Below are 14,130 nucleotides of genomic sequence, written 5' to 3' on the forward strand. Positions count from 1 at the left end.
ACTCACTTTTTGCCGAAACGTTCTTCGATGACTTCGATGTATTCTCTCTTCGAGAACGCAAACAGCAGCATGAAATAGCCGATCACGACGATTGCAGTGATGGCGAGTTCAAGCGGGCTGAAGCTGTAATCAAATCTTGACGTGATGAGCGGAGCAGCGGTGTCCGGATGAAAGCCGAGCTTTTCCCATTGTGCAGATTGCACTGCATTCTGGCCGAGTCCGGCCCACGTCGACTTGTCGGCAACCGTAACATCGACTTTGCCGCCGCCGGCGAGCTTCAGGTAGAGAGGAGTGAAGAGAGCGGCGAACACGAGTACGAGTAGGAAGAGACTGTCGAAAAGCTGCCCGAAAGCAGATTGTTTTGGAGGTTCGTAATGAGGCTTTTCCACGGTTCCCACCTATCAGCTGTAAGATTTTTTCTTCGCTAGATCGATGTAGTGCAGATCTAGCCCGTAGATTTCTTCACGCTCCTCACTGAGATGCGCGACCATCGCCAAGATGGCGGCGGTATTGAATAGAAGGACGAGCCCGCCAAAGACTGCGAGCGTCCAAACAACCTGCGGGTCGCCCAGGTAGTCTTTCACTTCAACGAAGACGAAGGCGTAGAGCGCCCACAGAACGGCAACCGCAACCAGTGACCATGCGCGGTCACCGGAGAATTTGCCGGCGATGCGAGGATCGGTATTCAACTTTTGCATTTTCCCTCCTTTTAGCGTTGGGGCGCTTGTCGATCGCAATTTGCCGATCGAAGCATTGATGCGATCAATGCCGGGATCGGCTCGACGTCCGCTCGCCCCTTAGAGTGGGTTACTTGCTGCGACATTTAGTGACGCAGGGAGGCGGCTCGTCGTCAACATTTTTTCGTATGACGAAACATGAATTCGATGATGCGGTGCGCAAAATCATGCTGCACAGCAGCATGCATAATCAATAAAATCATGCACTTAGCGCGAGTGCACCGCAAACGCGCGACGTGAGTTTAAGCAACGTGACTTTTAATTGCTGGTCAGCATGCCTCGCATTTGAGCTTTTTTATTCAAAGCTCTGAGGCCGCGGATATTCATCGAAGAATGCGTGCGGCTAATGCTGTCGCAACGAGATGAGGTTTGATCTTGCCAACCGACGTGGAGGTTCGGCCGGAAAAAATGAACCTCAGAAGATGCGCTTTCGACTGTGCGGAATTCTCGAACTCGAGACCGAATCCGTGCTCCGTCTTCCGTCGGATGCAGGCGTCGATCGAAACGTCCGCAAAGCGCACGCGAACGGGACTTCCGATACGTAAGGGCGGTTCTCCGACAAGATGGATGCCGCTGACTGAAACGTCCGAAGCGTAGAATTCGTACGAAACTCCGCCGGCGCTTATCGTCACCGGCACTCGAACATCGAACCGCTCGCCGTTGCGTCGCTGCTGCTGTTCGCTGCAAACGTAGCAGCAGAGAGTGAGGACGATGATATTGTACCAGCTCCAGAACAGCGCGATGGCGCTGGATTCAGCGAGCGGCCGAGATGGATCGATAAGAAAGGCATTGGCAATTCCGATTGCGGTCAAGGCGAGCAAAACACCGAATATTCGAAGAAGCGGCCATTGAATGAATTGCTTGCTTCGATCGCCCCCCTTGGCGGTCACTTTGAACTTCTGACCCTTCGGTCTCAGAAGTCCGGATACGACGCCCTTCAAGACTTCGGTCGAGCACAGCATTTGATAGAGATCTGACATCAGCGGAATCACGCGCCCGTCGGTCAGCCATAGGAAAATACCAATTTGCGCGGCAAGAAACGGTGCGAGATACCAGATCGCATCGATGACGTTGGCGTGAACCGCTTCGATCCCGAGTAGCAGGTAGAGCGCCGGCACGATGACGCTGAGCACGCGAAATAGATGGGTCGCCGACCAGTGCAAGAACGTCTCGCAGAGCATAATGCGATCGACGAAAGGAAGCCCGTTCCCGATTTTCAACGGACCGCTTGGGCCACGGCAGATCTGCACGAAGCCGAGGCACCAACGGGCGCGCTGACCGGTGTACTCCGCAAGCCCTTCTGGCGCGAGACCGAGCGAAAGCACTTCGTTCAAATAGACCGTGCCGAAACCTTTCTCACGCAGGCGCAGCGACACGAGATAATCTTCGGTCACGGAATCGGTCGGGAAACCGCCAATGCTTTGCAGCGCGTCGAACCTGATGATCGATGACGTTCCGCAGCAGAATGCGGCACCCCAGGCGTCCTTCGACGCCATGACGATATCGAAGAAGAAGCGTTGCTCGTCCGGCCACACGCGGGTCAATGCCAGATTGCTTTGGATGGGATCTGGATTGAAGAAGTGCTGCGGCGTCTGCACGACACCCACGGTGGAGTCGAGCGCGAGAGACAGCCCCCGTGTAAGAAATTCGGGGAGCGGCACGAAATCGGCATCAAGGATCGAGATGAAATCCGGTTTCTCGTCGAGCGCGGCAAGCTTCTTCAATGCCGCGTTGATGTTGCCGGCCTTCGCGTGCGCGTTGTCGTTCCGCGTCAGATAACCGACGTTATGGCGCTCACAAAGCGCCTGTAGCCACGGCCTGCGCCCGTCGTCGCAAACCCACACCCGGAAGTTCGGATAGTTGATCGCCAGCGTTCCGATGATCGTGCGCTCGAGAATGTTCTCGTCTTCGTTATAGGTGCAGATGAGAACGTCGACTTTCGGCAGCTTCGGCAGGGCGAGCAACTTCGGAACGTTCCGGTTGGCTTCTGCGGTGCGGTTGCGCGTGCGTGTCAGGAAGATCTGCGATGCCGTGGCGCCGACCATGGTGATGGCTTCGACGGCCGTGAAGAGGAAGCCGACCATGAAGTCGACCGGATTGCTCACGGAAGGGATGGTGTTGAACATCCGCCACGTCATGTACCGCCAGCCGAGGCCGACGCAGATGACGATGGCGACAGTTCTGACTACCGTATTGTTTCGGTTGACCCACGGAAGTATCGCCGCCGCAAGCAAGCCGATGATCAATGCCGGCATCAACGCATCGAGATAGCTCATTCCTGAAGCGGACGTCATGCCGGCGCCCGCTCAATGCATGCCGGAGAAGGCAGCCGCGCTGGCGGTGTCGAATTGCACGAGCCCCGACCGCCCGATGCGGCAGTCGGCGTGCTTCAGGAGATCCGGGAAGCGCAAGGTGACGTGATAGGGTTCGCGACTGAGCGCATTTTGCTGGATCGCGCTGTTGGATGCGACGGCTGCGAGACCGTTCAAGCTGACGAGCGTGCCCGTCAGCTCTTCTCCCCCGTCTCGCGGTTTGAATGTCGCCGTCTGTCCGACAGCCAGTCTTTGATAGGCGGTTTCGCTGACGCTCGCCGTCACCAGCGCGCTTCCGCAATCGAGAAGCTTCACGAGATCCTGACCGGCATTGACGTGTTCGCCCGGCGCAGTCAGCATTTCCCACACGCGCCCGTTTACGGTTGAGCGGATCTCGACTTTCGCAAGTTCGTCGCGGCGCCCTTGTTCCTTGACGAGTTCCGCGTCGAGGCTTTCGAGCTCGGCCCTGGTGCCGACGAGACGCGCCTGCACGTCGGACAGCTCGAGCGAAACTTCCATCTTCCGCTGTGCGGATTGAGGCGTATCGTTATAGCTGTCGCCGACGTACGTTCCCTTCTTCGCGGCTTCGAGTTCGACGAGCATGCCCTTGAGGCGCTCGGCGTGTCCTTTGACCGTCTGCTCCGCGACACGGGCGTCGCCGGCGGCCTTATCGAGAAATGCCTGGCTCACGGCGTCTGTCTTGCGCAAGGTTTCGGCTCTCTTCAGCGCATCCGACGCAACGGAATGCTGCGCCTCTGCGGCCGCCATATCCGTGTCCGCCTGGCGTAACCGTTGCTCGAGCTGTTCGATGCGCCCGATGCGAAAGCGCTCCTGCTGCAGCGAGAGTTCATTGAGGCTGGCAAGGAGAAGCTGCTTCTTTCCTTCGAGCGCGCCGATCGTCGTTCTGAGTTGGTTGCGATCTCTCATCAGGTTCGCAAGGTGCGAGGAGTCGGCCCGCGGATTGCGGACGACGAGAATGTTTTGATCGACACGGAACATGCTGCCGACATCGGTGTCGGCGTCCGCCATGCTGACCTCGCCCTCGATCGGGGCCCTGAGCGTTATCACCCGTGCATTGACGACCGCTTCGGTGCTTGTCGTTGCGAGTAAGCGCTGAACTGGCAGCCAGCCAAGTCCCAACGCGAGAGCGATCGCCACGAGAGATTTGATGATTGTCGCGGGCCGGAAATTGGCTGGCAACGAAACGGTTCTGGCGGCCTTCGCGGGCTTCTCGGCGGGTTCGGCAACCGGCGTGACGCTGGGTTCCGGATGTTCGCTCGGGCTGCCGTTCCGCCAGTTTTTTGCGACGGATTCGAGATAGGCGATTTGGACGTCCGTCGTGAACTCGCTCTCCCGCGCCGCTTCGAGTTCAGCAACGTCCGGCGACTCGGGCAACGCTGACACGAGCAGCCTTGGAGACCGGGAGCTAACTGCTTTGCCAGGGAAGGGATTCGACGACATGGGCCACGCGATCCATTTGGATGATGCACCGCATACGGTAAATGCAAATGGATAACGTTATGCTGAGGATTTGATTTAATTACTTCTTACGGACGACCGAAAGAGAGACGTTCAGATCCTTGCAAAGCGTAGATGCACGCGCACCGCGCCATCTATCTCTCCCGACCGAAGGCCATCAGGACTAGCCGATCTACAACCGTCTCCACCGGCTTCTGAGTCGGCAGGAGCGCCACCAAGCCGGTTTCGCGGGATACCAGAAAGTCGAAATTTCCTATAGAAACCGGCGTTTTCGTCATTTGTTGACTAACGTCGTACACTTTAATAATGTGCATCATCCCGGTCTGAGGCCGGGTCTTCATTGTGTGCGCCTCCCGGGGGGAGGTTCCGCAAGGGGAGGAGGCAAGCCCGCCTTGAGCGCAAACAGCGCCCAGCCAGCCAGCCCGTAACAATTGGGAAACATGGGGGACTATGGCGATGGCTGTGCGTGGGTTTGATGTAATCAGTTCGAGATCAATACGTGTCGGGGCGTCCGGGCCGTCTCACGCGCGCGGATCATTCGGTAAAGCCGCTCTCGCGCTCACGGCATCGGCCGCAGCGCTGACGCTGGCTGGCACGGCATTCGCGCAGGAAACGCAGTTGCCGGGCATCAATGTCCAGGGCGCTCAAGCGAAGAAAGCCAGCGCGCCGAAAAGCAAGCCAAAGCCGAAGCCCGTTCAGGCTGCTCAGTCGGAGTCTGTTGCTCCGCCGCCGGCCGCCAGCGAGGGCGCAGGCGTCGCGCCGTCAGACGTTCCCTACAATACGCCAGCTGGAATCAGCGTCGTAACGTCAAGCGACCTGAACACATACGGCGGAACGGATCTCAATAACGCACTCCGCTCCCAGCCGGGCACGTTCACGCGAATGAACCCGCAGAATGCCGGTATGGCTGTCAACATTCGCGGCTTCGAAGGATCCGGCCGCGTGAATACGTTGATTGACGGCGTGCAGCAGAACTTCGGATTCACCGGCCACGAAGCACAGGGCTTCACTTATATCGATCCGGGTCTTGTCGCGGGCATGGACATCGCGCGCGGCGCCGTGACGACCGCTGGTGGAACCGGCGCGCTTGCAGGCGTTGCAAATCTCCGGACGCTCGACGTCCAAGACATCCTCCGGCCGGGCCAGAATGTCGGCGGCTTTGTAACGACCACCTGGGGAAGCAATAATGTCGGCTTCTCCGAAACGGCTGCAGCCGCAGCACAAACGCGCGGCATCGGCATTGCTGCTGCCATCAGCCATCGCGACCCAGGCAACTACAAAAATGGCGACGGAGTAGTAATTCCGGAAACAGGCCAGGACCTCACGTCAGGCCTGTTCAAAGTGAACCTGCGGCCCACCGATGATCAGACGTTGCGTTTCGGCGGCGTGATCTACGACAACGACTTCTTCGCCAACTCGTATAATCAGAATGTTCGCCAGCAAACCTACACGGCCAAGTACGCGTACAATCCGAAAGGCAACGACCTGATCGATTTCAGGCTCAACGGTTACTACAACGACGTTGCGATGAAGTACGGGGCGGATGCCACGCCGACCGTCGGAACCCCGCCGAAGGGGACTGCCTGGGGCCGCGTTATCGAAGATACGGGTCTTGGCATGGATATCTCGAATATCTCGCGCTTCTATCTTGGCGGCATTCGCGTGAAGTCGGAGTACGGCTACGAATTCTTCGGCGATAACGTCGAAGCCTACAATCGCTTTCAGCCTGCGGCGGCTGGCGGCGTCAATCCGTCGGGCTACAAATCAAAGAGCGCCGTATTCTCCGAAACGACCTTCTCGAAGGGCATCTTCGATCTGATCGTCGGTCTGAAGTACGATATGTACGGTATCAATGGCAGCGGCACTGCACCCGCGGTCCCATTGCCCCCCGGCGTCGATCCTGGCCCCTACAAAGTGGATAAAGACGGCGGAGCCTTCGACCCGAAGGTGACGCTCGCTGCGCAGGTCACCGATTGGCTGCAGCCTTACATCACCTATTCCGAGACCATGCGCTCGCCGACCGCTGCGGAGCTGTTCATCGGCGGCAACCATCCGGGCGGCGGCGGAAGAATTTCGTTCGTGCCCAATCCGTTTCTTGGTCCGGAAAGCCAGCGGGGCATCGAAGTCGGCGCCAACATCAAGCAGGACGGAATTTTCACGCCCACCGACGCCTTCCGCATGAAGGTCGATTATTATCAGATGGACGTCGAAGACTACGTCGCCGCATGCGCCACGACGGGCGGCCAGATGTACTTCTGCAATACGCCCGGCAATTCGACTGTTCAGGGTGTCGAACTGCAGGGAACATACGATGCCGGCTATGTCTTCGCGGGTCTCAGCTATACCTACACACATACCGATCTGCCGGCACAAACGGATGGCCTCGGCGCTCATAGCTACCTTCCCGAGCACACGGTTGTCGCTTCAGGCGGCGTGCGCCTGCTCGACCAAAGGGTGACTCTTGGTGGCCGGATCTCTTACTTCTCCGAAAGCGACGTCGGCACGCAAAATGTCGGAGGCTTTTACGCCAGCCAATTCATGCCTGGGTACACGCTCGTAGATTTCTTCTCGAGCTACAAAGTCACCGAGACGTTGGAGGTTGGGTTCAACATCAACAACGTCTTCGACAAAGAATACACAGGCGCGCTGAGCACGCCATTCTTCGATGGCCCGAACTGCTACGGCTCGAATCTTCCGGGCTGCAACGCTTCAGGAATGGGCCGCACCTTCTTCCTGACGGCCAAGGCGCAGTTCTGATCGGTCGTTGAACGACATCGAGAAACTACTCACCGGCGGGGTTCTGCTCTGCCGGTGTTTCGCACAAAGCAGGGTTCACCAGGGAGACGAGCGAAATTGACGTTCCTTGAACGCCACGATCGTCGGCCGCGAGAAACGCGCTCGTCGGACTTCCAACCCCGCGCGTTCGAACCTTGGCCCACACAAGGCAACGTCGTCCCGTTTGCTTTCGACAAGGCCGCAGGCAACGAGCGGAGGGCACAGGATCGTGCACCGGTAGCAGTGGCAAAAGCGCCGGTCGAACCCCAGCCTGCGCAACGCGAGTCGCGCAAGATCCTGATGGCCACAATCATCGTTTCCGCAGCCGTCCACGCGGCAGCGATTGCGTCGGTCATGTCGGGCGACGCAGGCGAGCAGTTCGGTACGCTGTCGAGCAAGTCCGATACGTTCAGTCTCTCCACCACCCAATCGATCGTTCTCGAGTCGATCTCTTCCCACGAGGTCGATATGGCGTCCGCGGCTTCTGCAGACTCCCAGGCCGGAAGCGTGCAAGCGGCGGAATCCGCGCCTCAGGAACTGACGGAAATTAAGGAAACGCCTCTCACCGACCAGCCCCCGCCGAAGCCGATCAAGGTCGCCGACGTGACGCCGTCGGCACTCGCGCCGACAGAAGAGCCGTTGCCGGTTCTGCGCGGCGGCGGCGAGCCTGACGCGTCCAGCGCCATCAAGGCCGAAGAGATCTCTGAAAACCCGGTCGAAGAAGCGCCCGAAGAGATCGAGACCAAAGAGGACGCCGCCGCAAAGGCCAAGCGGGAAGAGAAGGTCGAAAAAGAGCGCAAGATCGAGCAGGCTCAATCGCATCAGCAGGTCGCGGGCAGCTCGGCGTCGCGGTCGAGCACGGCCCATGCCGCTGTCGATGGCCGCGTTTCCGCCAGCGCTGGTAACGCTCTGAGCTACGCTGCTGGCGTCCGCGCACAAGTGGAGCGCAACAAACCGTCCGGGAACGGTTTACGCGGGACGGTTCGCGTGTCGTTCGGCATCGATGCGTCGGGCGAATTGAGATACGTCAGACTTTCGGAATCGTCGGGCAGCGCCAAGCTCGATGAAGTTGCGCTGGATGCCGTGCGCCGGGCAGCCCCATTCGGCGAACCGCCTTCCGGCCTGTCGCCAACGCAACTCGCGTACGTCATTCCGTTCTTTTTCCGCTGACGTCAGGACTGTCGGCCGGCAAATACGCCCTCAAACGGGGCTGGCCGCGTTTAAGCAAATACGGCCATCTCCGTACACCGAACCTAAACCAGAAACGACGAGAGCACCCGAATGGCTCGGGTGCTCTCGGTAATTCTTGTTGAAGCCTGGAGCCTATTTCTAGACGAGGGCTTCCTCCTTCTCGGCTGTTTCGCTCGTGGGCAATGTCAGCGGACGCTCGATTTGCGTATCGCAAACACGCGCCACGACGCCTGGTCCGAGGGCCTGAAGCGTTATCACCCGGCCATTACTGAAGCGGACGGCGTCCCGGTGGAATGGACCGTCCACCTGCGTGAACGTCGTCAGTTCCCGGTCCGATACGTCTGCATGCTCTTGAATGAACGAGGAAATGCCGGAAAGTTGGAGTTCCATGTCGCACGCCATGCAAATAGCGACCGACTGATCACCGCGGGCTACAAAACCCACGGTACCGCTCGGGAACTTATTGCTGATGTACTCTTCGCCCCGTCGGGCCGGCCTGCTCTGAAACATCTCTAGAGAATAGTCGCACATGTCTGACCTCATCAGTTTGTGCCTCTATCTCGAAAAACCGGGACCGGACTTCTAAGTTCCGGCAGTGCACCACCATTTCAAATGAAAGGGTTCAGGGCAGAACCTTCCATCGCTTGAACCAATTTTCAGCCTGTATCCACGCATCCTTGGCGGCCGCCTCATGGTAACTGGGACGGTAATCAGCATGAAAACCATGGGGCGCGCCCGGATAGATTTTGAATTCGGCGGTTTTGCCCGCAGCCGCTAACGCAGCCTTCATCATATCCACTTGCTCCGGCGGGATTCCCTGATCGTCGCCCCCGTAAAGGCCCAAGACCGGCGCCTTCATCTCGGAAGCCAGCTCGATCGGACTCTTGGGCCACAGCCCTTTTTGCCCGGCGGGGTCGACGAGGGAACCGTAGAATGCCACCCCTGCCTTCACGTCCGGATTGGTGGCGGAATAAACCCACACGGTGCGGCCGCCACGGCAAAATCCTAAAATGCCGAGCTTCTCTGCGTCCCCGCCTTGGGCTTTGGCCCAGCGGACGGCTGCATCCAAATCGGAGATAAGCTGTGCATCGGGCTTCGAATTGACGAGCGGCATCAGGTCTTTGGTGTCGCTGATCTTCGTCAAGTCGCCGAGCCTGAAGTAATAGTCCGGAGCGACGGCAAAAGCGCCGAGCTTGGCAAGCCGCCGCGCTACGTCCTTGATATACTCATGAAGACCGAAGACCTCCATCGCGACCAGAACAATGGGCGGATTATGCGCGCCCGCAGGTTTCGCATAATAGGCCGGCATAACGCCGTCCGCCGTGTCGATTTTTGCAATTCCGGTATCTAGTCCTGCCGAGCTGGTCGTGATGGGGTTCGCGCGCACAGGGCCGGCCGCAAGCGTGTAGCCCGCAGCGGCCGCCGCAGACGCCGTCATAAAGCGCCGCCTCGAAAGATATGCGCGCCGAATGAGTCCGATGAAGTCCGAGGCGATTTGCGGGTGAGCGGCCATATCAGCATTCCTTTCACACACTGTCAGTCTACATCGATATGGGCCCTTCGGCTTTTCACGATATATTGGACGATGAGGCGGCGGAATGACGACGGCCGGTCTGACGAGATTACGCGTCGTTGCGCCGAACCTTTTCAGCCGATTGGTTAGGGATTGATAACCACTGTCGCCGTGCGGCCAGCCACGAGCCGCAACCCTTCCGGAATATGGTCGAGTGCGATCCGCACAGGAATACGCTGCGCGAGACGCACCCAGCTGAAGGTCGGATTGACGTTGGCGAGCAGGTTCGTGCCATCGGTTCTGTCGCGATCTTCAATACCGCCTGCGATGCTTTCGACGTGGCCGATGATGTCCCGATCTTCACCCATCATATGGACCGTCGCCCGGTTGCCCACGCGGATGAGCGGCAATTTCGTTTCTTCGAAATAGCCGTCGACGTGCAGAGAGTCCTGATCGATGAGCGCAGCGACGCCCTTGCCGGCGGTAACGTAATTGCCGGGCTTCAAATCGAAGTTCGTAATCGGACCGTTGACCGACGCGCGAACTTCGGACCGCTCGAGATTGAGCTTCGCCACGTCTCGGTCAGCCTCTGCGCGATGCAGGTCCGCTTCGGCTTTGGCTTCGATTGCGGTCACCTGTTCGACCTTCTGCTGGCTTACCGCGATGTTGCTCATGTTGTGGTAACGCACGAGATCCTTTTGGGCAGCGTCGAGCGTCGCCTTCTCGCCCTCGACATTGGCTTCGGCCTGTCGCAGTGCCAGCTCAAAACGGTCGCGGTCGATGCGGAAGAGAATGTCTCCCTTTTTCACGGCTTGGTTGTCACGCACGAGAACTTCGGTGACGAGGCCGGATACGTCGGGGGCAATCTCAATGATATCGGCTCGGACGCGTCCGTCGCGGGTCCACGGCTCGAGTTCATAATGGACCCAAAGCCGCCATCCGATGAATATGGCGAACCCAACAATCACGAGTGTTGCGATCAAGCGGCCGAGTTTGGCCAATAGGGAAGTCATTAGTAATCCTTCGTAAGAAGCAGAACGCTCAGGCCGAGCAGGCAAACAAAAACAGCAAGATTGAAAAGCGATTGATGCCAGACGAAGCGGTAGACACCGGCGTAGCGCAGGCAGCGTGAGAGGACGGCCATCCCCAAATAGGCAACGATGGCGCAAACAAGAATGGACGGCACGAAGACACCGAAGATGCTGATCTCTGGGTTCATTCGGCAGCCTCCAAAAATTCGGGCGCATCCGGCAAGTCGGGCGGCGGCAAAACTCGCGGGAAGAGACTGCGCCTCAAGCCGACAAGTCCAAGGAGCGCCTTACGCGCGGAAGTGCCCTGCTCGTTGCGCACGGCCGCGAGGGCGCCGTTAATCGCGGTCAGCAGAAGATCCGACCCCTGAGCCTCATGGCCGCCGCGGTAGTGCCGCTTCAGCCTGATGAGAACGGCATCGACTCTGCGTCGCGAATACGTCGTGAGATCTGAGCGCGCACGCCGAAGGTCGACGATATTGAAGCCTTGCCGCAATTGACCGATCGCATCGGGGAGCATGTGACCGGCGGCCTTCGCGCGCGGCGCCAAGAGTACTAGCCGGTCGAGCATCAGTCCCGTCAAACGCCCATCATCGGAAGAGTCTTTGGAATTTGCGATCTCCGAGAGCGTCGCCCTGTTCGCCTTTGCGAGGCGTCGAATGCTCAATTCAGCACCGACTGCGCGCAACAGCGATGTCATGACAGCCGCAAGACCGACACCGGACGTCGTTGCGATGCTCAAATTTATGAATGCGGCGGCATCGACGTTGAAGGTAACCTGGAGACCGAGCGTCGCCATGAAATTGATGCCCAGCGAAAGACCGATCAGCAACGTTTCGGGCTTTGATATGAACAACCCCGTCGTCAAAAGCGCCGGCGCCAACACCAGAACAAGTGTTTCGAAGTTGTGCACGTGCGGAAGAATGCCGAACACGTATACGCCAGCTGAGATCGCGGCGATCACGGCCCACTTGGCGAAGGCCACAATGGACGGCACCGGATTGTCCTGAGCCGCAAACAGTGCTCCCGCGACGGCGGCCATCATGGCTGCCGCTCCGCCTTCCGGCCATGCAAGCAAGATCCAGAAAGTGCAGCACACGATGATGGTCGCGAAGCTGACGATGGCGGAAGCGAGCGCCAAGCCGCGGTCGCGATGGCGCACTGGATTGGCAAGATCTGCAATCCGGTAAGCGAAATCGTTCGGACGAGGCTCGGTGTTCCCTTCCATGGCAGCCATCACGTGCTGACAATCGCCGCGGATCGCAACGAGATCGCGCAGCCGCATCAGGAGCGTGAGCTCGATGAGGTCTCGCCACGTCCGTGAAGCCGGGTGGCCCTCAATGCGCGCATCGATATCCTTGCGAAGAACGTCGACATCCTGCGGCGTGGCCGAATGCTCCGGTGTCAGCCAACGCTCCGTGCGCTCGATAAGAGCATGTACCGCACGTGATGCACCGCCGAGCGAAGCAAGCTCGCGCATCCCGTCGGAAATGGATGACAATATTGGGAGCAGCATCAGCATTCGCGGCCGAATTTCTTGGATGAGGCGCGGCAGTTCCGGATGTCCCCCCGCATCGTAGTTGAGATGGCTCGCGAGATTTTCGATTTCTCCCGTATCGGCTGCGAGGCGCAGGCGATGGGCATCGGCTTCAGATCCAGACTTCGCTTCGAGGGAATCGCGCGAACTGGCGTCGGCGCTCATCAGCCAGGACTTCAGTCTTTGAGCGACGGCCGTAACGACAGGCCGAGGAAACACGACGCTCGAAACCACGGCGGCGCAGACGATGCCAAGGATGATTTCCTCCGCACGCGACAGCGCCACATCAAAAATAGTGTCGGGAGCATCGACTGTCGGAAAGCCGATCAGCGCGGCGGTATAGCCGGCGAGCAAGAACACGTAGCTTCTCGGCGTGCGATCGAGCAGAGAAATATAGAGACAAACCGTTGTCCAGATGGCCATGCCGAGCACGAGCAAGACCGGTGCGTTTGCGAGGTTGGGAACCATGACGACGGCCGCGGTCGCGCCAATCACCGTTCCGAGAACGCGAAAGATGGCCTTCGATCGCGTCGCGCCCGATAGCGGATTGGACGCGATATAGACAGTGGCAACGGCCCAGTAGGGGTTCGGGAGCGCAATCCAAAGACTGATCAGCAGCGCCAGCACGGCGGCCGCGAACGTCTTGATGGAGAACAGCCATTGTTGTGGTGTGGGCAAGCCCATCGAAGTTCCTAGAAACCGAAGGGCATACCTCGCGGCTTAAAGTTAGATCTTGAATATTTCGTCTGTTGCATATAAATGACCGTGCAGTCACTTTTGTCAAGGTGCGCAATGACGCTCAGCATGCATCCAATGCATGGGTCATAATCGCAAAACGAAGGGCTCGGCGGCCAAGGCTCGCGCGGGCGGAACATGAGGTCACATGCAGAAGGCTGCACAACAGGAGACGCGTCCGGCTGGCCGCCGTGCGCCGGTCGTTCGCCGCCGCGGCACGAGCCCCGAGAAAACGGCCCAAACGCGGCAGACGATTGTCGATGCGGCACTGGCGGAGTTCCTCGAAAAAGGTTTTGCCGATGCCACGATAGAAAGTGTTGCAAAGCGCGCGGGCGTCGCGAAAGGACTGATCTATCGCTACTTCGAAGCCAAGGAGGCGCTCTTCTCGGCTGTGGTTCAGCAGGAAATCGTCCACGCGCACATCGATGTTGACGATTCGAAGAAGGCGGCCGGCGAGGGCGTCGAAGCGTTCTTGCGGCGGACACTAGTCCCGTCCATTCACAACATCGAAAAGAAGAGCCGCGCCGACATCGCCAGCGTCGTGATTGCGGAGGGCGCGAGATTTCCGGCGCTCGTCGAAATTTATCGCCGCGATGTGATCGATCCGCTCGTGCAGAAGATCAAGCGTCTCGCGCTTTCGGCCAAAAAGTCGGGAGAACTCGTCGACGATCGCCTCGTCAAGAATCCTCATTTTCTTTTGGCTCCTATTTGGGCAGGTATCGTCATCAATAAATTTCTGGATAAATCCAATCCGGTCGATATCGGTGAGATGTTTGAAACACAACTCGACATGATCTTTTCCAGCAACGAGAGATGACAGGAG

General features: G+C 58.7%; 12 protein-coding genes. 3 read left to right on the forward strand and 9 right to left on the reverse strand.

Annotated elements, in window-relative coordinates; all coding sequences use genetic code 11:
- Positions 1-2: 2 nt before the first annotated feature.
- From K2Q04_RS01195 to K2Q04_RS01210, 4 genes are all read right to left on the reverse strand, one after another.
- Positions 3-389, reverse strand: coding sequence for a hypothetical protein (locus K2Q04_RS01195; protein WP_291158118.1), 387 nt, complete (start codon positions 387-389; stop codon positions 3-5).
- Positions 390-401: 12 nt separating this feature from the next.
- Complete coding sequence (locus K2Q04_RS01200) at positions 402-698, reverse strand: hypothetical protein (protein WP_291158121.1); 297 nt, start codon at positions 696-698, stop codon at positions 402-404.
- A 362-nt stretch (positions 699-1,060) separates the two neighbouring features.
- The gene (locus K2Q04_RS01205) at positions 1,061-3,031 is read right to left on the reverse strand and encodes a glycosyltransferase (protein WP_291158124.1); all 1,971 of its coding nucleotides are present in this window, start codon (positions 3,029-3,031) and stop codon (positions 1,061-1,063) included.
- Between the two features lie 12 nt (positions 3,032-3,043).
- Positions 3,044-4,453: an HlyD family efflux transporter periplasmic adaptor subunit gene (locus K2Q04_RS01210; protein ID WP_291158127.1), complete on the reverse strand. Its 1,410-nt coding sequence runs from the start codon at positions 4,451-4,453 to the stop codon at positions 3,044-3,046.
- A gap of 531 nt (positions 4,454-4,984) precedes the next feature.
- Between K2Q04_RS01210 and K2Q04_RS01215 the strand changes: the two genes are divergently transcribed.
- The gene (locus tag K2Q04_RS01215; protein WP_291158130.1) at positions 4,985-7,285 is read left to right on the forward strand and encodes a TonB-dependent receptor; all 2,301 of its coding nucleotides are present in this window, start codon (positions 4,985-4,987) and stop codon (positions 7,283-7,285) included.
- A gap of 318 nt (positions 7,286-7,603) precedes the next feature.
- Positions 7,604-8,473 carry a TonB family protein gene (locus tag K2Q04_RS01220; protein WP_291158133.1) on the forward strand — a complete coding sequence of 290 codons (870 nt, stop codon included), beginning with the start codon at positions 7,604-7,606 and terminating at the stop codon, positions 8,471-8,473.
- Between the two features lie 159 nt (positions 8,474-8,632).
- Here K2Q04_RS01220 and K2Q04_RS01225 read toward each other — a convergent pair whose 3' ends face one another.
- The 5 genes from K2Q04_RS01225 to K2Q04_RS01245 form a co-directional block, all read right to left on the reverse strand.
- Positions 8,633-9,025, reverse strand: coding sequence for a hypothetical protein (locus K2Q04_RS01225; RefSeq protein ID WP_291158136.1), 393 nt, complete (start codon positions 9,023-9,025; stop codon positions 8,633-8,635).
- A 91-nt stretch (positions 9,026-9,116) separates the two neighbouring features.
- Positions 9,117-10,007, reverse strand: coding sequence for a dienelactone hydrolase family protein (locus K2Q04_RS01230; protein WP_291158139.1), 891 nt, complete (start codon positions 10,005-10,007; stop codon positions 9,117-9,119).
- 146 nt (positions 10,008-10,153) lie between these two features.
- The gene (locus tag K2Q04_RS01235) at positions 10,154-11,020 is read right to left on the reverse strand and encodes an HlyD family secretion protein (RefSeq protein ID WP_291158142.1); all 867 of its coding nucleotides are present in this window, start codon (positions 11,018-11,020) and stop codon (positions 10,154-10,156) included.
- On the reverse strand, positions 11,020-11,226 hold the full coding sequence (locus K2Q04_RS01240) for a DUF1656 domain-containing protein (protein WP_291158145.1): 207 nt from the start codon (positions 11,224-11,226) through the stop codon (positions 11,020-11,022). The genes K2Q04_RS01235 and K2Q04_RS01240 overlap by 1 nt, the downstream gene beginning before the upstream one ends.
- A complete protein-coding gene (locus tag K2Q04_RS01245; protein ID WP_291158148.1) occupies positions 11,223-13,256 on the reverse strand; it encodes an FUSC family protein in 2,034 nt (677 codons plus the stop codon). The genes K2Q04_RS01240 and K2Q04_RS01245 overlap by 4 nt, the downstream gene beginning before the upstream one ends.
- 199 nt (positions 13,257-13,455) lie before the next feature.
- Here K2Q04_RS01245 and K2Q04_RS01250 point away from each other — a divergent pair, with 199 nt between their 5' ends.
- Positions 13,456-14,124, forward strand: a complete 669-nt coding sequence (locus K2Q04_RS01250; protein WP_291158151.1) for a TetR/AcrR family transcriptional regulator — start codon at positions 13,456-13,458, stop codon at positions 14,122-14,124.
- The last annotated feature ends 6 nt before the right edge of the window (positions 14,125-14,130 follow it).

Source organism: Hyphomicrobium sp. (assembly GCF_019753045.1).
In the GTDB taxonomy this organism is placed as follows: domain Bacteria; phylum Pseudomonadota; class Alphaproteobacteria; order Rhizobiales; family Hyphomicrobiaceae; genus Hyphomicrobium_B.